This is a genomic window from Xanthomonas sp. LF07-6 (genome assembly GCF_034105445.1).
In the GTDB taxonomy this organism is placed as follows: domain Bacteria; phylum Pseudomonadota; class Gammaproteobacteria; order Xanthomonadales; family Xanthomonadaceae; genus Xanthomonas_A; species Xanthomonas_A sontii.
The window spans coordinates 1-21,480 of record NZ_JAXGGI010000015.1 but is presented as its reverse complement, the minus strand read 5'-3'; the positions used below and the strand labels follow the sequence as shown (position 1 = coordinate 21,480).

21 protein-coding genes are annotated in these 21,480 nt (G+C 68.4%); 13 read left to right on the top strand and 8 right to left on the bottom strand.

Going from position 1 to position 21,480, the window contains the following annotated elements; all coding sequences use genetic code 11:
• Nucleotides 1-470 precede the first annotated feature (470 nt).
• The 4 genes from SLW56_RS17865 to SLW56_RS17850 all read right to left on the bottom strand — a co-directional run bounded on the left by SLW56_RS17865 (nt 471) and on the right by SLW56_RS17850 (nt 3,851).
• Complete coding sequence (locus SLW56_RS17865) at nt 471-1,517, bottom strand: OmpA family protein (RefSeq protein WP_267085506.1); 1,047 nt, start codon at nt 1,515-1,517, stop codon at nt 471-473.
• A gap of 29 nt (nt 1,518-1,546) precedes the next feature.
• The gene (locus SLW56_RS17860; protein WP_152236812.1) at nt 1,547-1,882 is read right to left on the bottom strand and encodes a hypothetical protein; all 336 of its coding nucleotides are present in this window, start codon (nt 1,880-1,882) and stop codon (nt 1,547-1,549) included.
• Between the two features lie 132 nt (nt 1,883-2,014).
• Nucleotides 2,015-2,830, bottom strand: a complete 816-nt coding sequence (locus SLW56_RS17855) for an ABC transporter permease (protein ID WP_017907701.1) — start codon at nt 2,828-2,830, stop codon at nt 2,015-2,017.
• 19 nt (nt 2,831-2,849) lie between these two features.
• Nucleotides 2,850-3,851, bottom strand: a complete 1,002-nt coding sequence (locus SLW56_RS17850; RefSeq protein WP_267085507.1) for an ABC transporter ATP-binding protein — start codon at nt 3,849-3,851, stop codon at nt 2,850-2,852.
• Nucleotides 3,852-3,988: 137 nt separating this feature from the next.
• On the opposite strand from SLW56_RS17850, the gene SLW56_RS17845 reads away from it, so the two are divergent.
• From SLW56_RS17845 to SLW56_RS17815, 7 genes are all read left to right on the top strand, one after another.
• Complete coding sequence (locus SLW56_RS17845; protein WP_267085517.1) at nt 3,989-4,699, top strand: FAD-binding oxidoreductase; 711 nt, start codon at nt 3,989-3,991, stop codon at nt 4,697-4,699.
• 755 nt (nt 4,700-5,454) lie between these two features.
• Nucleotides 5,455-6,033, top strand: a complete 579-nt coding sequence (locus SLW56_RS17840) for a hypothetical protein (RefSeq protein ID WP_320695246.1) — start codon at nt 5,455-5,457, stop codon at nt 6,031-6,033.
• A complete protein-coding gene (locus SLW56_RS17835) occupies nt 6,030-6,230 on the top strand; it encodes a helix-turn-helix transcriptional regulator (protein ID WP_010340539.1) in 201 nt (66 codons plus the stop codon). Before SLW56_RS17840 ends, SLW56_RS17835 begins: the two co-directional genes overlap by 4 nt.
• A gap of 90 nt (nt 6,231-6,320) precedes the next feature.
• Nucleotides 6,321-7,835 (top strand): alpha/beta fold hydrolase, encoded by a 1,515-nt coding sequence (locus SLW56_RS17830; RefSeq protein ID WP_320695245.1) that lies wholly within the window; start codon nt 6,321-6,323, stop codon nt 7,833-7,835.
• Between the two features lie 31 nt (nt 7,836-7,866).
• On the top strand, nt 7,867-8,613 hold the full coding sequence (locus SLW56_RS17825) for an ATP-binding cassette domain-containing protein (RefSeq protein ID WP_017908432.1): 747 nt from the start codon (nt 7,867-7,869) through the stop codon (nt 8,611-8,613).
• The gene (locus tag SLW56_RS17820; RefSeq protein ID WP_048491277.1) at nt 8,610-9,791 is read left to right on the top strand and encodes an ABC transporter permease; all 1,182 of its coding nucleotides are present in this window, start codon (nt 8,610-8,612) and stop codon (nt 9,789-9,791) included. The genes SLW56_RS17825 and SLW56_RS17820 overlap by 4 nt, the downstream gene beginning before the upstream one ends.
• A gap of 174 nt (nt 9,792-9,965) precedes the next feature.
• Nucleotides 9,966-10,874 carry a CPBP family intramembrane glutamic endopeptidase gene (locus SLW56_RS17815; protein ID WP_320695244.1) on the top strand — a complete coding sequence of 303 codons (909 nt, stop codon included), beginning with the start codon at nt 9,966-9,968 and terminating at the stop codon, nt 10,872-10,874.
• A 95-nt stretch (nt 10,875-10,969) separates the two neighbouring features.
• Here SLW56_RS17815 and SLW56_RS17810 read toward each other — a convergent pair whose 3' ends face one another.
• Both SLW56_RS17810 and SLW56_RS17805 read right to left on the bottom strand, forming a co-directional pair.
• A complete protein-coding gene (locus tag SLW56_RS17810; RefSeq protein WP_295969264.1) occupies nt 10,970-11,980 on the bottom strand; it encodes an energy transducer TonB in 1,011 nt (336 codons plus the stop codon).
• Nucleotides 11,981-12,151: 171 nt separating this feature from the next.
• A complete protein-coding gene (locus SLW56_RS17805) occupies nt 12,152-12,760 on the bottom strand; it encodes a TIGR00645 family protein (RefSeq protein ID WP_017908501.1) in 609 nt (202 codons plus the stop codon).
• Between the two features lie 113 nt (nt 12,761-12,873).
• On the opposite strand from SLW56_RS17805, the gene SLW56_RS17800 reads away from it, so the two are divergent.
• The 4 genes from SLW56_RS17800 (at nt 12,874) to SLW56_RS17785 (ending at nt 18,552) form a co-directional block, all read left to right on the top strand.
• A complete protein-coding gene (locus tag SLW56_RS17800; protein ID WP_043094212.1) occupies nt 12,874-13,563 on the top strand; it encodes a glutathione binding-like protein in 690 nt (229 codons plus the stop codon).
• Nucleotides 13,564-13,633: 70 nt separating this feature from the next.
• Nucleotides 13,634-15,865: a S9 family peptidase gene (locus tag SLW56_RS17795; RefSeq protein WP_295906992.1), complete on the top strand. Its 2,232-nt coding sequence runs from the start codon at nt 13,634-13,636 to the stop codon at nt 15,863-15,865.
• Between the two features lie 52 nt (nt 15,866-15,917).
• Nucleotides 15,918-16,502 (top strand): cytochrome c oxidase assembly factor Coa1 family protein, encoded by a 585-nt coding sequence (locus SLW56_RS17790; protein WP_320695243.1) that lies wholly within the window; start codon nt 15,918-15,920, stop codon nt 16,500-16,502.
• A gap of 244 nt (nt 16,503-16,746) precedes the next feature.
• Nucleotides 16,747-18,552: a DUF885 domain-containing protein gene (locus SLW56_RS17785; protein WP_295906988.1), complete on the top strand. Its 1,806-nt coding sequence runs from the start codon at nt 16,747-16,749 to the stop codon at nt 18,550-18,552.
• Between the two features lie 40 nt (nt 18,553-18,592).
• On the opposite strand, the gene SLW56_RS17780 is transcribed toward SLW56_RS17785, so the two are convergent.
• Nucleotides 18,593-18,946, bottom strand: a complete 354-nt coding sequence (locus SLW56_RS17780; RefSeq protein ID WP_152236822.1) for a hypothetical protein — start codon at nt 18,944-18,946, stop codon at nt 18,593-18,595.
• A gap of 275 nt (nt 18,947-19,221) precedes the next feature.
• Nucleotides 19,222-19,686, bottom strand: a complete 465-nt coding sequence (locus SLW56_RS17775) for a hypothetical protein (RefSeq protein ID WP_017908506.1) — start codon at nt 19,684-19,686, stop codon at nt 19,222-19,224.
• Between the two features lie 172 nt (nt 19,687-19,858).
• Here SLW56_RS17775 and SLW56_RS17770 point away from each other — a divergent pair, with 172 nt between their 5' ends.
• Together SLW56_RS17770 and hemB are read left to right on the top strand one after the other, a co-directional pair.
• A complete protein-coding gene (locus tag SLW56_RS17770) occupies nt 19,859-20,107 on the top strand; it encodes a hypothetical protein (protein ID WP_152236823.1) in 249 nt (82 codons plus the stop codon).
• 207 nt (nt 20,108-20,314) lie between these two features.
• On the top strand, nt 20,315-21,307 hold the full coding sequence (gene hemB / locus SLW56_RS17765) for a porphobilinogen synthase (RefSeq protein WP_152181559.1): 993 nt from the start codon (nt 20,315-20,317) through the stop codon (nt 21,305-21,307).
• The last annotated feature ends 173 nt before the right edge of the window (nt 21,308-21,480 follow it).

The following is a 21,480-nucleotide window of genomic DNA, read 5'->3' as shown; positions in this document are numbered from 1 at the left end:
CGGATGCGGACGGCGCCAATGTAGCGTCAAGATATTGCCGTTACAAGAAAAATGGCGTTAATAAATTGACGCTAAATGGAGTTCGCATCACATAACCTGTCAAATCTCAGGCACGTAGCGAGGTCTACGCAAGTCCGGACCTGAGGTGTTGCAAGGCGCGGTTTGCCTTAGTGTGCCCCGCTATTTGTGGTTTTAATCACAAAGTTATCGATGTCGCCAATCAAAAGAAGGACGGAAGCGGGTTGATCCGATCGCCGCGGTTGCCAGTCATACCGCGGCGGCCAAAGCGCCTTTCAAAAACATGGCGATCGCCGCTGCTTGATGACACGCTGCGGGTGAGTATTCGCAAATGCCCGTCGGCTCAGGCCAAGAATATTTTCCCGTTCCTTGAATCAGCCGCCGTTGGGGCATTCGCTACAGACGCGTTGCCCCAAAAGTGGCAAAACGAAGGGGCGTGAACCGTCTTCCGCTCAGAGCTTGACCAGCTCGACGCGCCGGTTGCGCGCTTTGCCGTCTTCGGTGGTATTCGGTGCGATCGGTTGTTCCTGGCCGAAGCCCGCGGCACGCAGGCGATCGGCGGCGATGCCGGCACCGGTCAAATAAGCCACCACCGCGTTGGCACGGGCTTCGGACAGCGATTTGTTGTGCGCCGCGTCGCCGCTGTTGTCGGTATGCCCATTGACCGCCAGGCGCAAGGCGCTATCGGATTTCAGCAACTGCAGGACCTGCTCCAGTTGGGGCTTGGAGTCGGGAAGTATCTGGGCGGCGTCCGAGGCAAAGTTCACCTGGATGGCCACCTTGCCTGCACTTGCCAGTTGCTGCTGCAATGCGTCCGCGGGCAGCACCTTGGCGGTGGCCTGGAATGGTTTCGTCTCCGCAATCAGCAAGCCACCGCTACTGGGGCCGCTGCAGACATGGATCCAGATGTCGCGATCGGCGCGATGGATGACGAACGTATCGGCCGGCTCGTTATAGATGTCGCCGATGCCATCGACATAGGTCACCGCTGTCTTGCTGTCGCCGATGGCCTTGGCTGCGTCAGCGGGGATTGGTCCGCTGGCGATGCGCTGTCCTCCCAGCGATTCCACCAGTGTCTGGATATTGCGGCTCAGTTCCACGCCCGAAAAGGGCTTGTCTTCAGTGGTGCCAAGCGCGGCGGCATATACCTTGCCCTCCACCCATTCAACGCGGTCACCGGTCCAGAACGGCGCACGATCGAAATCGTTGCGGACCGGTGCATTCTTGGTGACGTAGCCCTCGGGCAGGCCGAGGTACGGAAAGCTGCCGAGCGGCGCCTCGGAGACCGGCATGCTGGCGGCATCGAAGCGGTGCGCCGTTTCAGCGGCAGGCGCTGCCGCTGGCGCGGATGCGGTGGGCGGCGCGGCGTTCGTTGCCGGAGCGGGGGCTTCGGTTGCAGGCTGCTGAGGGTCGGTGCGTTTGCAGCCGGCAGCAGCGGCGATCAAGAGCAGGCAAGCGCTGAGAGCGGCGCGGCGCGCCGTGGGGGTTATCGCGGTCATCGGGAATCTCGGGTGCGGACGGGGAGCGCTTAGCGCATCTCGCTCAAGAGTTGCTTGCAGATCGCTGCGTCAGGCTTGTAGGTGCCTGTGGCGTGGGCCTTTTGCATGGTTTGCTGGCCCAACTTGTAGCCATTGTCGAAGTCGCTGCCGAAATTCTTGACCTGTGCGTACATGCCCTGCATCACCTGCTTCTGCTTGGCCTTGTAGCCGTCGATCTGCGCCTGGCTGGCGCCGCAGGCCTTGCCGTTCTCGGCGTTGCCGCCGACGATCTTGCCGAAATTGACGATCCCGTCGTCCTGAGCGTGAACCCCGCCGCTTGCACATGCCAGCACTGCTGCTGCGATGACTGCCGTGTATCGGTTCATTCCTTGCTCCTCTTGCGGCCCGCGGCGAGCGGGCCAGTAAAACCCCTGTGGCGCGGAGGATAGCAATGCCATGCGCAACGCCCAACCCCGTTCGGGCGGCGCTAACGGGGGGCGTTCAAGGAGCGAACAGAATCAGCTCCGCAACCCCACCCCGCGCCGCAGCAGCCACAGCGCCAGCGCCGCCAGCACCGCGACGAAGCCCAGCATCAGGCTGTAGGCCACCCACACCGGCACGTCGCTGCTGCCGAGCAGCCCGTAGCGGAAGGCGTTGACCATGTAGAAGATCGGGTTGGCGTGGGTGGCGGCCTCGGCCCAGCCGGGCAGCAGCTTGACCGAGTAGAACACGCCGCCCAGGTAGGTCAGCGGGGTCAGGATGAAGGTCGGCACGATCGCCACGTCGTCGAACTTCTTCGCGTAGACCGCGTTGATGAAGCCGGCCAGGGAGAAGATGGTGGCGCCCAGCAACACCGTGGTCAGGGTCACCAGCGGGTGCGGGATGCGCACCGGCGTGAAGAACATGGCGATGATCAGCACGATCACGCCGACCATCAGCCCGCGCAGCACCGCGCCGGCGACATAGCCCCACAGGATCACCCAGTTGGGCATGGGGCTGACCAGCAGTTCCTCGACGTGGCGGCCGAACTTGGCGCCGAAGAAGCTGGAACTGATGTTGCCGTAGCTGTTCTGGATCACGCTCATCATCACCAGGCCGGGGACGATGAACTGCATGTAGCTGTAGCCGCCCATGTCGCCCACGCGCGAGCCGATCAGGCCGCCGAAGATCAGGAAGTACAGGGTCATGGTGATCGCCGGCGGCACCAGGGTCTGGCCCCAAATGCGCAGGATGCGCTTGACCTCGCGGCGCACGATGGTGCCCAGCGCGACCCAGTTGCGCTGGGCGGGCGTGGCGTCGGAAACGGGGAGGGTGGAATCGGTCTGGGTGGTCATGGTCGTCGCCGTGGGGGCATCAGGGAGTGGCGGACGGCGTGGCCGCGCCGGTCGTGGCCGCAGCGGCATCGCGGTGTTCGCCGGTGAGGCGCACGAACAGTTCCTCCAGGCGATTGCTCTTGGTGCGCATGGAGCGCACGCGGATGCCGGCGTCGCCCAGTGCGGCGAACACGCGGTTGAGGTCCATCGCCCGCGGCATGTCCAGGTCCAGGGTGTGCGCGTCCTGGGCGAGCAGGGTGGTGCCCTCGATCGCCGGCAGCTGCGCCGGCAACTCGCCGTCGATGTCCAGCAGGAAGCCTTCCACGTCCAGCTTGGCCAGCAGGGCGCGCATCGGGCCCTGCTCGACGATGCGGCCGCGGTCGATGATCGCCAGGTTGCGGCACAGGCTCTCCGCTTCCTCCAGGTAGTGCGTGGTGAGGATGATGGTGGTGCCGGCGGCGTTGATCTCGCGCAGCACGCGCCACATGTCGCGGCGGATCTCGATGTCCACGCCGGCGGTGGGTTCGTCCAGGATCAGCAGGCGCGGCCGGGTCATCATCGCGCGGGCGATCATCAGCCGCCGCTTCATGCCGCCGGACAGGGTGCGGCTCATCACCTGGGCCTTCTCCCACAGGTGCGCGCGCTTGAGTTCCACTTCGGCCAGGCGCTCGGCCTCGGCGCGCGGCATGCCGTAGAAGCCGGCGTAGTTGACCAGGATGTCGAAGGGCTGCTCGAACAGGTTGAAGTTGATTTCCTGCGGCACCAGGCCGATCAGGCGCATCGCCGCGCTGCGCTGGCTGCTCAGGTCGGTGCCGAACACCTCGACCTGGCCGGCGCTGAGGTTGACCAGCGAGCTGATGATGCCGATCAAAGTCGACTTGCCGGCGCCATTGGGGCCGAGCAGGGCGAAGAAGTCGCCGGGCAGGACGTCCAGCGACACGCCGTGCAGGGCCTGCACGCCGTTGTCGTAGGTCTTGCGCAGGTCGCGCACGCGCAGGGCGGGCGCCGGCGTCTGGGGAGAAAGGGCAGGTGCGGGAGTCAAGGCGGGCCTTCGCGCCGCATCGACGGCGCAGGAGAAGTGCAGCCGTTATTATAGAAGACCTCGTGGGGTCGCCCCCGGCCACAGACTGTTGCATCTCCGTGCCTGCCCAATTCCCGCTGAAACTGGTCGACCGCCACATGCTGGCCCCGGCCGTCGGCCACTACCGCTTCGTCCGCGATGACGGCCAACCCCTGCCGTTCGTGCCCGGCCAGTTCGTGCAGGTGCACTTCCACTATGCCGATGGCACCGCGACCAAGCGCAGCTACTCGCTGGCCACGCGTCACGATCCGGCACAACCGGCCGATGCCACCGTGGAGATCGCGGTCAGCTTCGTCGCCGGCGGCGCGGCCACCGCGCTGTTCGAAGGCCTGGAGATCGGCGGGCAGGTCTGCGCCAGCGGCCCCTACGGGCGTTTCTGCCTGCAGCCGGGCGACAGCAACCGTCGCTATCTGCTGATCGCCACCGGCACCGGCGTCACGCCGTACCGCTCGATGCTGCCGCTGCTGGAAGCGGCGATGGCCGAGCGCGGCGTGGAGGTGGTGTTGCTGCTGGGCGCACGCACGCCGGCCGAACTGCTGTACGGCGACGAATTCCGCGCCTTCGCCGATGCGCATCCCGGTTTCCGCTTCGTGCCGTGCTTCTCGCGCGAGCTGCCGGAGGCGCCGCATGCGGATGTGCGGCATGGCTACGTGCAGCAGTTCCTCGCCGAGTTCGCGCCGCAGGCCGACGGCGACATCGCCTACCTGTGCGGCAATCCGAACATGGTCGACGCCTGCTTCGATGCGCTGAAGGAGGCTGGCCTGCCGGTGCAGCACATCCGCCGCGAGAAGTACGTCAGCAGCAAGTAACGGCCGCTGTCGGCGCCGGACATCCCGCGTAGGCGCGGCTTCAGCCGCGACCGCTTCACCTGCAGGTCCGTCCAGGGCGAAGCTGCGTGTTTCCGAAGCGTCGAGCGCGCTTCGCGCCCGTACCCTCACCCCAACCCCTCTCCCGGCGGGAGAGGGGCTCGCTACGCTGGCTTGCCGGTGTTTTCGTGTCGTTCGGACAAGGTGTCAGCAATAGGGGTGCGTTGGCGCAGGACATCCCGCGTAGGCGTGGCTTCGGCCGCGACCGCCATACCTGCGGTCCGTCCAGGGCGAAGCTGCGTGTTTCCGAAGCGTCGAGCGCGCTTCGCGCCCGTACCCTCACCCCAACCCCTCTCCCGGCGGGAGAGGGGCTCATTGCGCTGGCTTGCCGGTGTTTTCGTGTCGTTCGGGCAAGGCATCAGCAATAGGGGGTGCGTTGGCGCCGGACATCCCGCGTAGGCGCGGCTTCGGCCGCGACCGCCACACCTGCGGTCCGTCCAGGGCGAAGCTGCGTGTTTCCGAAGCGTCGAGCGCGCTTCGCGCCCGTATCCTCACCCCAACCCCTCTCCCGGCGGGAGAGGGGCTCGTTGCGCTGGCTTGCCGGTGATTTTTGTTTTGTCTGTAAAGGACGCTTGACAGCCGACCTTGGCGCGCGCATTCTCCTGTCAAGCGTGCTTGACAGGAGAAAGGTCGGCACGGCATACGCGGCAGCCGCGAGGGTGTCGGGTCGGGGATCGGCTGAGTATCGGGGACAGGTGATGGGCAACTGCAGGCGCAACGCGATCGTGGTGCTGTGCGTGAGTCTGGCGCTGCTGGCGGCCGGGGCCTGGCTGCCGCTCGGCGGCAGCGATTATCTGCGTGGGGTATGCATGGGCGTCGGCATCGGCGGCCTGTTCATGGCGCTACTGCTGTGGTGGTCGCGGGGCAGCCTGGCCGACAGCGCGCCGCGGGCGCTGGCGCGGCGCTACTACCGCGAGTTCTTCCCGCCGATGGGCGCCTACGTGGTGGTGATGCTGTTCTGGAAGCGCCTGCTCGACAGCGTCGACGCGCACTGGCTGCGCGTGGTGGTCGCGCTGCTGCCGGCATTGACGTTGGCGCTGGTGATCCGCGCGGTGGCGCGTTTCGTGCGCGACTCCGACGAACTGCAGCGGCGCATCGAGCTGGAATCCATCGCCATCGCTGCCGGCCTGACCTGTGGCGTCTACATGGCCGCCGGCTTCCTGCAGGCGGCGCAGGTGATCACGGTGCCGGCCTCGAGCGCGATGCTGTGGGTGTTTCCTGCGCTGTGCATGACCTATGGGGTGGTCAAGGTCGCGAACGCGCGCCGCTACCAATGAACAGCCGCATCCGCGAACTGCGCGAGGCGCACGGCTGGTCGCAGGGCGAACTGGGCGAGCGGTTGGGCGTGTCGCGACAGACCATCAATGCGCTGGAGACCGGCAAGTACGATCCGAGCCTGCCGCTGGCGTTCCGTATCGCGCGGCTGTTCGCGCACAGCATCGAGCAGGTGTTCCTGTTCGATGAGGCCGAGTAAGCGCGCACTCCGTTCCATGCCCCACCGGGCACCGACGACGCCATGTTCCGGCATGGCATTCTGCAAGCCATGAACTCAAGGATGCGAACCATGCGACACCCTTCCCGGCCGTTCGCCATCGCGGCGGCCACCCTCTTGCTCGCCGCCTGCCAGGCGGCCCAGGCACCGACGCCGCAGACGTCCGAACGCAGCTACGGCGCGCTGCGCTTCCACCCGTGCACGCTGACCAATCCGGTGGCCTCCAACAACGTGCCGGCGCAGTGCGCGCGCATGGCGGTGGCGGAGAATCCGGCGGCGCCGAACGGCCGCAAGATCGAACTCAACATCGCCTGGCTGCCGGTCACCGGCGAGGGCGGCAGCGACCCGGATCCGGTGTTCTTCCTCGCCGGCGGTCCCGGCCAGGCCGCCACCCAGGTCGCCAGCATCGTAGACATGGCGCTGCGCGAGACCCGCAAGCGCCGCGATGTGTTCCTGATCGACCAGCGCGGCACCGGCCAGTCCAACCCGCTGAGCTGCCTGGGACCGGACGGCAAGGAGATGCCGCTGGCCGATCCGGCACGCGCGCCCACCGCGAACGAACTGGTCGACTACGCGCGGCGCTGCGCGCAGTCGCTGCAGGGCCGCGCGGATCCTCGTTACTACACCACCACCCAGGCGATCGGCGATCTGGATGCGGTGCGCGCCGCGCTGGGCGTGGACAAGATCAACCTGATCGGCGGCTCCTACGGCACGCGCGTCGCCCAGCAGTACGCGCGCCGCTACGCGCCGCATGTGCGCAGCGTGGTCATCGATGGCGTGGCGCCGAACGATCTGGTGGTCGGTGGCGAGTTCGCCACCACCTTCGAGGATGCGATCGCCCTGCAGGCCGAGCAGTGCAAGGCCGATCCGGCTTGCGCCAAGCGCTTTCCCACCGATACCCGCACGCAGTTGCGCGCAGTGGTGGAGCGGCTGCGGCAGGCGCCGGTGGACGTGGACTACCGCGATCCGGCCAGCGGCGAGAGCCGCCACGACCGGGTCACCGCCGACACCGTCACCAGCCTGGCGTTCTCGTTCTCCTATGCGCCGCAGACCGCGTCGCTGCTGCCGCTGGTGCTGGACGAAGCGGCCAACGGCCGCTACGGGCCGCTGATGTCGCTGGCAAAGATGATGGGCGGGCAACTGGACGGGCAGATGAATCGCGGCATGCAGTGGTCGGTGATCTGCGCCGAGGACGCCGACCGCTATCGCGCGCCGCAGACGCACGACACGCTGCTCGGTCCGGAAGTGGCGCAGATGTTCTTCGCGCCCTGCCCGGTGTGGCCCACCGGCACCCGCCCGGCCGACTTCACCGCGCCGTTCACCTCCACTTTGCCGGTGCTGCTGACCTCCGGCCAGCTGGATCCGGTGACGCCGCCACGCTATGCCGAGCGCGTACTCAAGGGCCTGCCCAACGGCCGCCACCTGGTGGTGCGCGGCCAGGGCCACGGCACCATGACCCTGGGCTGCATGCCCAAGCTGCTCGGTCAGTTCTTCGAGACCGCCGATGCCAAGCACCTCGATGCCACCTGCCTGGACGCGATGAGCGGCGTGCCGGCCTTCACTTCATTCAACGGATGGGAACCATGAGCTGCGCAGCGTTCGACAGGGAGGGGCACGCATGATCGTCGCCGACAATCTGCACAAGGCATTCAAGACCCGCGCCGGCGCCGTGCAGGCGGTGCAAGGGGTCAGCTTCCAGGCCGCCGACGGCCAGATCACCGGCCTGCTCGGTCCCAATGGCGCCGGCAAGACCACCACCTTGCGCATGCTGTACACGCTCATGGCGCCGGACCAGGGCCAGGTGCGCGTGGACGGCGTGGACGTGGGCCAGGATCCGATGGCGGTGCGGCGCGCGCTGGGCGTGCTGCCGGATGCGCGTGGCGTGTACAAGCGGTTGACCGCGCGCGAGAACATCGCCTACTTCGGCGAGCTGCATGGGCTGTCGGCGGCACGTATCGCCGAGCGTACCCGGTTGCTGTCGAAGGCGCTGGACATGGACGACATCCTCGACCGCCAGACCGAAGGTTTCAGCCAGGGCCAGCGCACCAAGACCGCGATCGCCCGCGCGCTGGTCCACGATCCGCGCAACGTGATCCTGGACGAACCCACCAACGGCCTGGACGTGATGACCACGCGCGCATTGCGCGGCTTCCTGCGCGAGCTGCGCGAGGAAGGGCGTTGCGTGATCTTCTCCAGCCACATCATGCAGGAGGTGGCGGCGCTGTGCGATCGCATCGTCATCATCGCCAAGGGCACGGTGGTGGCCGCCGGTACCGCCGATGAACTGCGCGCCCTGACCGGCGAACCCAATCTGGAAGACGCCTTCGTCAAGGCGATCGGCAGCGACGAGGGACTGCACGCATGAGCCTGCTCCGTACCGTATTCACCGTGATGCGCAAGGAATTGCGCGACCTTTCACGCGATCGCCGCACCCTGGCGCTGGCGCTGCTGCTGGGCCCGCTGCTGTATCCGGCGCTGATCCTGGGCATGGGCGCGCTGGCCGAGAGCCGCGTGCGCACCCAGATCGACAAGCCGCTGGACATTCCGGTGATCGGCCGCGAACGCGCGCCGAACCTGGTCGCCTTCCTCGCCGCGCAGGGCTTGAACGCGGTCGCGCCGCCGAAGGACCTGACCGGGGCGATCCGCAGCCAGGACGTGGATCTTGCGCTGAAGATCGACGAGGACTACGCCAACGCCTGGCACGAAGGACGCCCGGCGCTGGTGGAGATCATCAAGGACAGCACCCGCCGCGACGCCGACATCCCGACCCAGCGGGTGCAGGCCGCGTTGAGCATGTACGGCCAGCAGGTCGGCGCTTTGCGCCTGCTGGCGCGCGGCATCGACTCGCAGGTGTCGCGGCCGCTGGATGTGGCACTGCAGGACCTGGCCACGCCCGAGGCCAAGCGTGGCGCGTTGCTGGCGATGCTGCTGCCGGTGCTGCTGACCATCACATCGTTCATCGGCGGTGCCTACCTGATCCTCGACGCCACCGCCGGCGAACGCGAGCGGCAATCGCTGGAGCCGCTGCTGGCCACGCCGGCCTCGCGCAGCGCCATCGTCAGCGGCAAGATCGCCGCGGCCTGCGTGGTCGGCCTGGTCTCGCTGCTGCTGACCCTGCTCGCGTTCAAGCTCAGCGCGCAGGTGGCCAGCGGCATCGGCCGCCAGCTCAACGTCAGCTTCGTGGCGATGCTGCAGATGCTGTTCGTGCTGCTGCCGATGCTGTTCATCGGCACCTCGCTGCTGACCTATCTGGCGGCCTCGGCCAAGAGCATGAAGGAGGCGCAGAGCCACATGACCTGGCTGATGCTGCTGCCGATGTTGCCGGGCTATGCGTTGATGGTGTATCCGCTGAAGACTACGCTGTGGCAGTTCGCGGTGCCGTTCCTGGCGCAGAACCAGATGCTGATGAAGATCATCCGCCGCGAGACGATCGATCCGCAGATCTGGGCGGTGTACCTGCTCACCGGTTTCGGCCTGGCCGCGGTGCTGTGGCTGGCGGCGGTGCGCCGCTACCGGCAGGAACAGCTGGCGATCTCCAGCTGAGCAGGAGGCAGCGCGCGGGCCGGGTCCGCGCGCTGCACGCCCGTCCGTCGCGGAGACGCGCAGGAAACGCGATCGTGATGCACACTCGCTGCGCGCAGCGGCGTTGTCCGTCCTGCCGATGCTTCCTCCGCAGCGAGCCTTTGCATGTCTCCAGATCCACACGATGCCCCAGCAATGATGGCGGCCGGCGCCAGGCGCCTGCTGGTGCTGGGCGAGGCGCGTATCCTGCAGCCGGGAAGAGTGCGCTGGCTGCGGGCGCTGCTCTGGGCGATCGCGTTGCTGGCGCTGATGATCGTCGTGGCGACGGCGGTGCCGCTGCTGTGCGCCAGGCTGCTTCCGCCGGGCGCGAATCGGCTCGCGCCGTATGCGACGGCGCTGACGGCCGCCGTGTTCTACGCAATCGCGGTGCGCCTGGGCGAGCGGCGCTGGCCGGCGGAACTCGCCTGGCGCGCCGCGCCCTTGCAGTTGGGCGTGGGGCTGCTGTTGGGAGCGGCCATGTTCGCGGCGGTGATGGCGATCATGGCGGCGTTCGGCGTCTACACGATCCGCTGGACCGGGGCGGCGCCGGTGTTGGCGCCGCTCGGGAAGGCGTTGCAGGCCGGCGTGGTGGAAGAGCTGATGTTGCGCGCGATCCTGTTGCGGCTGCTGTGGCGCGCGTTCGGGCCATGGTTGGCGTTCGCACTGTCGGCGCTGCTGTTCGGCCTGGCCCACCTCGGCAATCCGAACGCGAGCGTGTTCGCCGCGTTGTGCATCGCGGTGGAGGCGGGCGTCATGCTGGGCGCGTTCTATGTGCTCAGCGGCCGGCTCTGGGTCTCCATCGGCGTGCATGCGGCCTGGAACTTCACCCAGGGTTATCTGTTCGGCGCGGCGGTATCGGGGACCGACATGGGGCCGGCGATCGCGCGCAGCACGGCGCAGGCCGGGGTGCCGGAATGGTTGAGCGGTGGCGCGTTCGGTCCGGAGGCCTCGCTGCCCGGCTTGCTGGTGTGCACGGTGGTGGGGGCGGTCGCGACCTGGATGGCCTGGCGCAAGGGGCGCCTCGGCGTCTCCGCGCGCAGCGCTGGCATGACACCGACGTCCTGATCGCGCTGGTCTAAGTGTTGCGGTCGGCACGGTGTTGCGCTTGCGCTTCGCTGCGCGCCCGGCCGCCGCCGGGCACGCAGGTGTCAACGTTGGGCTCAGCCGCCGGGATTGAACGCCAGCGTGCGGCGGGTGGTCACCGGCGCGCCGACCGGTTCGAAGCGCCAGCGCTTGGTGGCGTTCAACGCCTCGCGGTCGAACACCCGCGGCGGCGTGGAGCGCAGCACGCGCGCATTGGTGACCGCGCCGTCGGTGCCGACGGTGATCTCCACCAGCACTTCGCCCGCGGTACCCGAGCGCAGCGCTTCGGGCGGATAGCGCGGCGCCGGGGTGCTGATCGGGCGCAGCGTCTGTGCGGTGGCGGCAGCGGCCGGCGCGGTCGCGGGGGCCGCCGCCGGTGCCGGCGTCGGTTGCGCGGTGGCGGCGGGCGTGGCGGGGCGCGCGGCGGCCTGGCGTTCGGCCTCCTGGCGTGCGCTCTCGCGGCGCGCGGCCTCCTGCTGTGCGGCGATCTGCTGCGCCGCCTGCGCCTCGCTGGCCTGCTGCTGCGCCTGTTTCTGCTGCTCGGCCGCCAGCTTGGCCTTCTGCTCGGCGTCCTTCTTGGCCTTGTCGGTCTCGTCCTGGCTGCGCTGGGCCACGGCCTCCATGCCCTTGCTCACGCCCTGCTTGAGCCGCGGCAGCGCCGGCGCCTGCGGATCCATCTTCTCGATCAGGCCGATCAGGCGCTGGGCTTCCGGAAAGTCCTCGCGGTTGATGCTCTGTTCGGCGGCGATCAGCGTGTACGGCATCAGGTCGGTCAGCGCGCTCTTGACCCCGGCGTCGTCCGGCTGCTTGTCGCGCAACGCCAGGTAGTACTCGACCGCGTTGTTGCCGGCCGGTGCATACATGCGGTTCTCGCGCAGCGCCTGGCTGGCCGAGTCGTGCAACTGTTCGGTGCCCATCGACTGCACCTTGGCCGAGACCGCCGGCGGTGCCGGTGCGTTGGCCGCGGCGGTGGCCGGTGCAGCGCTGGGTGGTGCGGCCTCTTCCTGCTTGGAGCAGGCCGCCAGCGCGGCCAGCAACAGGATCGGCGCGACCCGGCGCGCCTTGGCGAGTGTGGTGAGTTGCGACATGCGTCCCCCTGAATCCCCGGTGTTGGCAATCAACGATGCGACGGCGGTGCGTTCGCGGTGCTGCGGCCCCCATGCCGCCAGCGCACCCCATCGGTCAATCTAGCATCCGCGGCCGCCGCGTGCGTGGCAGCCGCTGCCATGCGGCAAAAAGCGTGACGCGGCGCGCGCCGGTCAATGCGCCGGCCGCGCCGGCGCGGACGCGGACATGATCCGGTCGGTCCAGGCGATGCCGATCGCCGACAGGATGAAGATGCCATGGATGATGGTCTGCCACAGCACGCCGGTGGCGGTCAGCGTCGCGCAACTCTTCAGGTCCACCGTCCCCACGGCGCTGGCCAGCTGTTCCGGCGAGCACATCGGCATGCCGCCGAGCGCGCCGACCGCGATGAAGGTCTTGAGCAGGTGGATCGAGGAGATGCCGATGATCGACAGCGCCAGCTTGACCTTGAGCACGCTGGCGTTGACGTGGCTCAGCCACTCCGGCTGGTCCGGATGGCCCTCCAGGCCCAGCCGCGACACGAAGGTCTCGTAGCCGCCGACGATCACCATCACCAGCAGGTTGGAGATCATCACCACGTCGATCAGGCCGAGCACGATCAGCATGATCTGCTGCTCGCCCAGGCTCGGCGCCTCGTGGATCAGGTGCCACAGTTCCTTGCCGAACAGGAACACGTAGACGCCCTGGGCGACGATCAGTCCCAGGTACAGCGGCAACTGCAGCCAGCGCGAGGCGAAGATCAGGTTGGACAGGGGATGCAGGCGGGGCCGCTCTGGAGTCATGGCGTGGTCTGGAATGCTGCGTTGCGGGAGCGGCCAGGGTACCCGGCCGGCGATGACGCTGCCAAGCCGGGGGCCGCCGCTACACTCGGGATCCCCTGTCCAGGAACGCCGCCATGATCGATCTGTACTACTGGCCCACCCCCAATGGGCACAAGGTCACCCTGTTCCTCGAGGAAGCCGGGCTGGACTACACGCTCAAGCCGGTCAACATCGGTGCCGGCGAGCAGTTCGCGCCCGAATTCCTGGCGATCTCGCCCAACAACAAGATGCCGGCCATCGTCGACCACGCCCCGGCCGACGGCGGCGCGCCGCAGAGCGTGTTCGAATCCGGCGCGATCCTGCTGTATCTGGCCGAGAAGACCGGCCGCTTCCTCCCGGCCGATCCGCGCGGGCGCGTGGTCGCGCTGGAATGGCTGTTCTGGCAGATGGCCGGGCTCGGCCCGATGACCGGGCAGATGGGACATTTCAACGTCTACGCGCCGGAGAAGATCGGCTATGCGATCGAACGCTACGGCAACGAGGTGCGGCGCCTGCACGGGGTGCTGGACAAGCGTCTGGCGCACAGCGCCTACCTGGCCGGCGACGACTACGGCATCGCCGACATGGCCAGCTACCCGTGGATCGAGGTGTACAACGGGCTGACTCCCGACTACGCCGCCTTCCCGCACCTCAAGCGCTGGCACGAGGCCATCGCCGCGCGCCCGGCCACCCAGCGCGCCTACGCCTTGAAGGAGCAGGTGAACCCGAACGCGGGCAAGCCGCTCAGCGACGCCGAGCGCAAGCACCTGTTCGGACAGCGCTGAGCCGGCGCGCTTCTCAAATCCCGGGCGCACGCGCATCATCCGTGCGCTCGGTGCTCCATCAGGAACCTTCATGCGCTCTCTGTTCGCCGCTCTCGCCCTCATGCTCGCCACCCCCATCGTTCCCGCCCACGCCGAGAAACTGACCCTGGAGGCCATCACCGGCAGCAAGCCGCTGTCCGGGCCGACCCTGATGAAGCCCAAGGTGGCGCCGGACGGCTCGCGGGTGACCTTCCTGCGCGGCAAGGACAGCGACCGCAACCAGCTGGATCTGTGGGAGTACGACATCGCCAGCGGGCAGACCCGCATGCTGGTGGATTCCAAGCTGGTGCTGCCCGGCACCGAGACCCTGAGCGACGAGGAGAAGGCGCGCCGCGAGCGCCAGCGCATCGCCGCCTACACCGGCATCGTCGAGTACCAGTGGGCGCCGGACGCGCATGCGCTGCTGTTCCCGCTCGGCGGCGAGCTGTACCTGTACGACCTGCGCAAGAGCGGCAGCGCCGCGGTGCGCAAGCTCACCCACGGCGAAGGCTTCGTCACCGATCCCAAGATCTCGCCCAAGGGCGGCTACGTCAGCTTCGTGCGCGGGCGCAATCTGTGGGTGATCGACCTGGCCAGCGGCCAGCAGCACCAGCTCACCCGCGACGGCAGCGAGACCATCGGCAACGGTGTGGCCGAGTTCGTCGCCGACGAGGAGATGGACCGCCACACCGGCTACTGGTGGGCGCCGGACGATTCGGCGATCGCCTTCGCGCGCATCGACGAAACCGAGGTGCCGGTGCAGAAGCGCCCGGAGGTCTACGCCGACCACACCGAGGTGGTGGAGCAGCGCTATCCGCAGGCCGGCCAGCCCAACGTGAAGGTGCAACTAGGCACGATCGCGCCGCGTGCCGGCGCGCAGCCGCAGTGGATCGACCTGGGCAAGAACCCGGACATCTACCTGGCGCGGGTGGACTGGCGCGATCCGCAACGGCTGACCTTCCAGCGCCAGTCGCGCGACCAGAAGCGCCTGGAGCTGATCGAGGCGACCCTGGCCACCGGCAAGCAGCGCCTGCTGATCACCGAGACCAGCCCGACCTGGGTGCCGCTCACCTACGACCTGCACTTCCTCAAGGATGGGCGCTTCGTCTGGGGCTCGGAGCGCAGCGGCTACGAGCACCTGTACTTGGCCTCGGAAGACGGCCGCACGCTGCGCCCGCTGACCCAGGGCGAGTGGGTGGTGGACGAACTGCTCGCGGTGGACGAGGCGGCCGGCAAGGTCTATTTCTCCGCGACCAAGGCGTCGCCGACGCAGACGCAGATTTACGCCGTGCCGCTGGCCGGCGGTGCCATCGAGCAGCTGTCCAAGCCCAATGGCACGCATGCCGCCAGCTTCGCCAAGAACGCCAGCGTGTATGTCGACAGTTGGTCCAACACCACCACGCCGCCGCAGATCGAGCTGTTCCGCGCCAACGGCGAAAAGATCGCCACCCTGCTGGTCAACGACCTGGCCGATCCGCAACACCCCTATGCCGCCTACCGCGCCGCGCAGCGCCCGGTCGAGTTCGGCACCATGACCGCCGCCGACGGCAAGACCCAGTTGCACTACCGGCTGATGAAGCCGGACGGGTTCGACCCGGGCAAGCGCTACCCGGTGGTGGTCTATGTGTACGGCGGTCCGGCCGCGCAGACCGTGGTCGACGGCTGGCCCGGCCGCGGCGATGCGCTGTTCGACCAGTACCTGGCGCAGCACGGCTATGTGGTGTTCTCGCTGGACAACCGCGGCACGCCGCGCCGCGGCCGCGATTTCGGTGGTGCGCTGTACCAGCACCAGGGCACCGTGGAAGTGGACGACCAGTTGCGCGGCGTGGCCTGGCTGAAGGCGCAGCCGTGGGTGGATGCGGCGCGTATCGGCGTGTACGGCTGGTCCAACGGCGGCTACATGACCCTGATGCTGCTGGCCAAGCACAGCGAGGCCTATGCCTGCGGCGCCGCCGGCGCGCCGGTGACCGACTGGGGTCTGTACGACAGCCACTACACCGAGCGCTACATGAACCTGCCCAAGGCCAATCCCGATGGCTACCGCGACAGCCGCGTGGCCGCGCACCTGGACGGGCTGACCTCGCAACTGCTGCTGCTGCACGGCATGGCCGACGACAACGTGCTGTTCACCAATTCCACCTCGCTGATGAGCGAACTGCAGAAGCGCGGCAAGCTGTTCGAGCTGATGACCTATCCGGGCGCCAAGCACGGCCTGTCCGGCAGCAACGCGCTGCACCGCTATCGCACCACCGAAGCCTTCCTGGCGCGCTGCCTCAAGCCCTGAGTGCGCCGTTCCGCTTCCACCTTCCCGCTTCCGCACGACAAGGAGTGACGTCATGTCGAGTCCGCCACCGCTGCCCAGCACGCCCGGTCCCACCTCCACCACGGCGCTGCCACCGGCCAAGCGCGGCTGGTGGGCACGGCACTGGAAGTGGGCGGTGCCGCTGATCGTGCTGGTGCTCGGCGCCCTGCTGCTGGCGTCGATCGCGGTGTTCGTGCTCGGCATCGCGCGCGTCACCAAGTCGTCCGAGCCGTACCGGGTCGGTGTGATGGCCGCGCAACACGACCCGCGCGTGGCGGCTGCGCTGGGCGCGCCGATCAAGGACGGCATCATGCCCAGCGGCAGCTTCAACAGCAGCGGCGGCGGCAGTGGCAATGCCGAGCTCAGCGTGTCGCTGCACGGCAGCCGCGCCAACGGCACCCTGTACATCGAAGCCGAGCGCCATGCGGGCGAGTGGCACTACACCACCTTGCAGGTGTTGCCGGATGCGGGTGAAGCGATCCCGCTGCTCGATGCGCTCGGGCAGGACGCCGAGGACGAGGACGAAGAGGCGGACGGGATGGCGGTCGAGGCGCTGCCGGTGCCCGCCACAGACGTCGACGACAGTGCCACGCCGGCCGAGGCCGACGCGACGAAGTAAGCAGCGGCGAACGATCTGCCGCGCCGCGTGGTGCGGTGGGGCCGCCTTGGGTAGGGCGCGATCGCACCGCCCATGTCCTGCAATCATGCGCTCTGCTGCCGGCACAGCATGTGCGCGACCGCGGCGGCGTGGTCTCTTAACCCACATGCTGCACCGCGGCGTGGCTGCGGCCATGACCTCCGGCAGATGGCCGAGCCGGCACGCGCCGCGTACGGTCCTGACATCATTCTGTCGGAGCTGCGCCATGAAGCCACGTGTCCTCGCCATCGCCCTGACCCTGGCACTGGCGGCGCCCTTGCCGTTTTCGGCGATGGACGCGGCGGCCGCACCGGCGGCCGCATCCGCCACGCGCGCGCCGGCCTGGGTGGAGCGCAGCAATGCGTTCGCGCAGATCCTGCTGCAGGCGCAGGCGCCGTTCCAGGCCGAGGAAGTGAGCTTCTTCGGCGTGCCGGGATTCGACGACCAGGTCTCCGATTTCGGGCCCGACAACGCGCGGCGTTTCCGCGAGGCCACCGCTGCCGCGCGCCGCACGCTGCAGGAAAAACTGCAGGTGGAGCGCGATCCGAACGTGCGCCAGGATCTGGCGATCCTGATCCACGCCGCCGACCAGTCCATCGAGGGCAGCACGCTCAACGAGCGTTTCTTGCTGCCATGGACCGACGCGCCGCAGCACGTGTTCGGCGGCATCAACAACCTGTTGTCCGAGCAGGTGCCGGCGGCGCGCCGCGCCAAGGCGCTGCTGCGGCTGCAGCGCTACGTCGGCCTGGCGCCGGGCAGCACCTCGATCCTGCTGCTGGCGCGGCAACGCTACGAAGAAAAGCGCGCCGACGGCAACCTCCTGCAGCCGACCAGGCGCGAGGTCGAGCAGGCCTTGAGCAACGTCGATACCTACGCCAAGGGCATTCGTTCGCTGTTCGCCGAGTACAAGATCACCGGCGCGGATGCGGCGCTGGCGGCGCTGGACAAGCAGTTCCAGGACTACGCCACGTGGACGCGCACGGTGGTGCTGCCGCAGGCGCGCGAGGATGCGCGCCTGCCGCCCGAGCTGTATGCGTTCCAGCTCAAGCAGGTCGGCATCGACATCGCACCGCAGGTGCTGATGCAGCGCGCGCAGCTGGAATTCATGGAAACCCGCGCGGCGATGCAGCAGCTGGCGCCGCAGGTGGCCGCGGCCAAGGGCCTGCGCGGCGACGATGCCCGCGACTACCGCACGGTGCTGCGCGCGCTCAAGCGCGACACCATTGCCGACGACAAGCTCGAAGCCCACTACCGCAGCGTCATCGACCGCATCGATCCGATCATCCGCCAGCAGCGCATCGTCGACGTGCCGCAACGGCCGATGCAGATGCGCCTGGGCTCGCCGGCGGAAAGCGCCGCGCAACCGGCGCCGCATTTCCGCCCGGCGCCGCTGGTCGGCAACACCGGCGAGCAGGGCACCTTCGTGCTGCCGCTGGGCAATCCGGACAGCGCCGGCAAGGGCGAGCACTACGACGACTTCAACTTCGGTGCCGCGGCATGGACGCTGAGCGCGCACGAGGGCCGGCCCGGCCACGAACTGCAGTTCACCGCCATGGTCGAGCGCGGCGTGTCGCTGGCGCGCAGCCTGTTCGCGTTCAACTCGGTCAACGTCGAAGGCTGGGCGCTGTACGCCGAGGCCGAGATGGTGCCGTACGAGCCGCTGGACGGGCAGTTGATCGCCTTGCAGTTCCGCCTGCTGCGCGCGGCGCGGGCCATGCTCGACCCGATGCTCAATCTCGGCCTGATCGACCGCGAGCGTGCGCGCCTGGTGCTGGAGAACGACGTCGGCCTGTCGCCGGCGATGGCCCGGCAGGAGCTGGACCGCTACATGGTGCGCGCGCCCGGACAGGCCGGCAGCTACTTCTACGGCTACAGCCGCATCCTGGAACTGCGCATGCGCACCGAACTGGCGCTGGGCGCCAGGTTCGACCGCCTGAAGTTCAACAACTTCCTGCTGGACCAGGGGCTGTTGCCCCCGGACCAGCTGGCCGCGGCGGTGGACGAGGAGTTCGTGCCGTCGCAGCGCAAGTGAGGCGTTGTCGGGCTGAACCCTTGATGGTTGGACGCCGCTCTCAGTGATTTCCTGGAACGGTTTCTGGCCGCTGCCGTCCCGTCCAGTCGCTGGCCTTGCCGCCGCCGACGTGGCAGATGCGCTGGCGTTCCCACCATGCGTTGTACGCAATGACGGACCACCCTTTGCAGTATTTGGTGCCGACGACCGTGGGGTAGGGACAGTAGGGGGCAATCGGCGCCCATCCGCTGCCGGTACCTACGGGTCTCCAATGTCGGTCGGGTGGTTTGCAACCTTGCGTACAGAACACGAACGGGTCGTTGGAACGGCAAGACAGGTTTTCATAGGCTTCCTCCGCACCAGCGACGCCCTGCAGCCCAAGGAACGCAACCAGAATCCAGATCAACTTCTTCATCGCACTTCCCTCTGTCGAAAGCGGTCCATCCCAGACGTTCGGACCAAACGTGTCACTGCGTGGCGAGCGGCATCCCGAACCCGCACCCTTGAAGGGGTCCGGTCGATTCTGCCTGCAAATAGCTTAGCAAGGGTTTCAGCGGCGGAGGGTGCTCGCTGTCGGGCCAATCCGCTGGCCCGGGGGACCCGGACGATTCGTTTCGGGGGAGCGGTGCATGTGCCAGAGCCGGCGCATCGACAGGGCAGGTCAGCGGTTGCCGACCGACCTGACTCGATTCAGCGAGCGGGGGGCGGCGCAGGTTGCGGTCCAGCTGCCGCTGGCGCCTGCGCCCCCGGCGGTACCCAGATCGCCATGCCGGCGGCGCGCTTCTGCGTGGTGGGGATGCCGATGCCCAGGCCGCCGCCGACGTGGCCGCCGTAGCTGCCCGCGCCGACCGACAGGCCGCCGCCGGAGCGCTGCGAGCCCACGCCCATCAGCACCACGCCGTTGGCGCCGAGCTTGGCCGCGTCGCGCTTGAGCCGGTCCACCGCCGCGTCGGTCTGGCCCTGGGTGCCGAAGCCGGCCGCGCTGGAGGCTTCGAGCTGGGCGATATCCACCGCCCCCGGCGGCGGCGCGGAGTAGATCTGCACCAGTGCCGGGTCGATCGGCGGGCGCGCCGCGCCGACCATCACCTTCGAGGAACTGGCGCAGCCGGCCAGGGCCAGCAGCAGCGCCAGCGGCAACAGCGGTCGGATGTTCATGGCCTTACCCCCGTGTTCGGATCTCACGCGATCATAGGCGGGCCGGGTGAATCGTGCCGAACCCGCCGCTGTCGCACCCTCGCAGGGCCGCCGTGATCCCCGTGCCAAGAGTTGGGTTGCCTGGCGTTCGCCGCGCGCTATGGTGCAGGCTCACATTCGCACGGAGGCCGGCATGGGCCTGATCAGTCTGCTGTGGGGCATCGTGGCGTTGCTGTGGATGATCCTGGCCTTCATCCCGCTGCTCGGCTGGGGCAACTGGTTCCTGATCCCGTTCGCTGCGGTCGGCGCGCTGATCGCCGCGATCGGGTTGCTGTTCACCGCGGCGCCCAACCGCGGCCGCGCCAAGACCGGCCTGATGCTCAATACGCTGGTGATCGTGGTCGGGGTGATCCGGTTGAGCCTGGGCGGCGGGGTGATCTGACCTGCGTGCCGGGCGACCGGCATGCTGTGTTGCAGCATGTCGCGCTGCGCACCGTGCCGGCGGGAGTAACATGCCCAGCCGACGGCGGCCCGCGCACGGGCCGCCCTGCGTTCACGCCGGTGCCGGCGGCGCGGCCTGCGGTGCCTGGCGGCATCGGCCGCGCGACTGGCGCGGCCTCCCAACATCCGCCCACCCAGGAGCCTGCACGTGGCCCATCCCCACTATCGCCCCCGGCGCATGCGCCGCGATGCCTTTTCGCGCCGCCTGATGCGCGAACACACCCTCACCGTCGACGACCTGATCTGGCCGGTGTTCGTGCACGACGTGCCCGGGCGCACCCCGATCGCGTCCATGCCGGGCGTGGAGCGGCTGTCGATCGAAGAACTGCTGAAAGAGGCCGAGGCCGCGCTGGAACTGGGCATCCCGGTGATCGACCTGTTCCCGGTGATCGACCCGGCCGGCAAGTCGCTGGACGCGGCCGAGGCCTGGAACCCGGACGGCCTGGCGCAACGCGCGGTGCGCGCGCTGAAGATGCGCTTCCCGGAGCTGGGCGTGATGACCGACGTGGCGCTGGATCCGTACACCAGCCACGGCCAGGACGGCATCATCGACGACCGCGGCTACGTGCTCAACGACATCACCGTCGAGGCGCTGGTGCGGCAATCGCTGTCGCATGCGCAGGCCGGCGTGGACATCGTCTCGCCCTCAGACATGATGGACGGACGCATCGGCGCGATCCGCCGCGCGCTGGATGCCGACGAACATCTGCACGTGCGCATCATGGCCTACTCGGCCAAGTACGCCTCGGCGTTCTACGGCCCATTCCGCGAGGCGGTGGGCAGCGCCGGCAACCTCGGCAAGGCCGACAAGACCACCTACCAGATGGACCCGGCCAACGGCGACGAGGCCTTGCGCGAGATCGCGCTGGACCTGGAAGAAGGTGCGGACATGGTGATGGTCAAGCCCGGCATGCCCTACCTGGACGTGGTGCGGCGGGTGAAGGACGAATTCCGCGTGCCCACCTTCGCCTACCAGGTCAGCGGCGAGTACGCGATGCTCAAGGCGGCGATCGGCAACGGCTGGCTGGACGAGCGCGCCTGCGTGCTGGAGTCGCTGATGGCGTTCAAGCGCGCCGGCGCCGACGGCGTGCTGACCTACTTCGCGCCGCAGGTGGCGCGCTGGCTGCGCGAGGCGCGCTGAGCCGGCGTCCGCTTGTTGGAGGCGCCTCCGTTGCGACGCCGTTCTCGGGAAGGCCCTGTCGCGACTGAAGGGCACCTCCAGCAGCGGCGAAGGCCATGGGGAGGAGCGGTTCAAGCCGCTCCTTGTATCTGGACATGTCGCCCCTAAACAGGCGTCATGTCTTCCGACTGATC

Coding starts and splice junctions, on each gene's coding strand:
- SLW56_RS17845 (WP_267085517.1), top strand. CDS start 3,989: ATGCTGGCCCCGGCCGTCGGCCACTACCGCTTCGTCCGCGATGACGGC.
- SLW56_RS17840 (WP_320695246.1), top strand. CDS start 5,455: ATGGGCAACTGCAGGCGCAACGCGATCGTGGTGCTGTGCGTGAGTCTG.
- SLW56_RS17855 (WP_017907701.1), bottom strand. CDS start 2,830: ATGACCACCCAGACCGATTCCACCCTCCCCGTTTCCGACGCCACGCCC.
- SLW56_RS17805 (WP_017908501.1), bottom strand. CDS start 12,760: ATGACTCCAGAGCGGCCCCGCCTGCATCCCCTGTCCAACCTGATCTTC.
- SLW56_RS17775 (WP_017908506.1), bottom strand. CDS start 19,686: ATGAACATCCGACCGCTGTTGCCGCTGGCGCTGCTGCTGGCCCTGGCC.
- SLW56_RS17820 (WP_048491277.1), top strand. CDS start 8,610: ATGAGCCTGCTCCGTACCGTATTCACCGTGATGCGCAAGGAATTGCGC.
- SLW56_RS17790 (WP_320695243.1), top strand. CDS start 15,918: ATGTCGAGTCCGCCACCGCTGCCCAGCACGCCCGGTCCCACCTCCACC.
- SLW56_RS17815 (WP_320695244.1), top strand. CDS start 9,966: ATGATGGCGGCCGGCGCCAGGCGCCTGCTGGTGCTGGGCGAGGCGCGT.
- SLW56_RS17865 (WP_267085506.1), bottom strand. CDS start 1,517: ATGACCGCGATAACCCCCACGGCGCGCCGCGCCGCTCTCAGCGCTTGC.
- SLW56_RS17795 (WP_295906992.1), top strand. CDS start 13,634: ATGCGCTCTCTGTTCGCCGCTCTCGCCCTCATGCTCGCCACCCCCATC.
- SLW56_RS17785 (WP_295906988.1), top strand. CDS start 16,747: ATGAAGCCACGTGTCCTCGCCATCGCCCTGACCCTGGCACTGGCGGCG.
- SLW56_RS17830 (WP_320695245.1), top strand. CDS start 6,321: ATGCGACACCCTTCCCGGCCGTTCGCCATCGCGGCGGCCACCCTCTTG.
- SLW56_RS17780 (WP_152236822.1), bottom strand. CDS start 18,946: ATGAAGAAGTTGATCTGGATTCTGGTTGCGTTCCTTGGGCTGCAGGGC.
- SLW56_RS17770 (WP_152236823.1), top strand. CDS start 19,859: ATGGGCCTGATCAGTCTGCTGTGGGGCATCGTGGCGTTGCTGTGGATG.
- SLW56_RS17835 (WP_010340539.1), top strand. CDS start 6,030: ATGAACAGCCGCATCCGCGAACTGCGCGAGGCGCACGGCTGGTCGCAG.
- SLW56_RS17860 (WP_152236812.1), bottom strand. CDS start 1,882: ATGAACCGATACACGGCAGTCATCGCAGCAGCAGTGCTGGCATGTGCA.
- SLW56_RS17810 (WP_295969264.1), bottom strand. CDS start 11,980: ATGTCGCAACTCACCACACTCGCCAAGGCGCGCCGGGTCGCGCCGATC.
- SLW56_RS17800 (WP_043094212.1), top strand. CDS start 12,874: ATGATCGATCTGTACTACTGGCCCACCCCCAATGGGCACAAGGTCACC.
- SLW56_RS17825 (WP_017908432.1), top strand. CDS start 7,867: ATGATCGTCGCCGACAATCTGCACAAGGCATTCAAGACCCGCGCCGGC.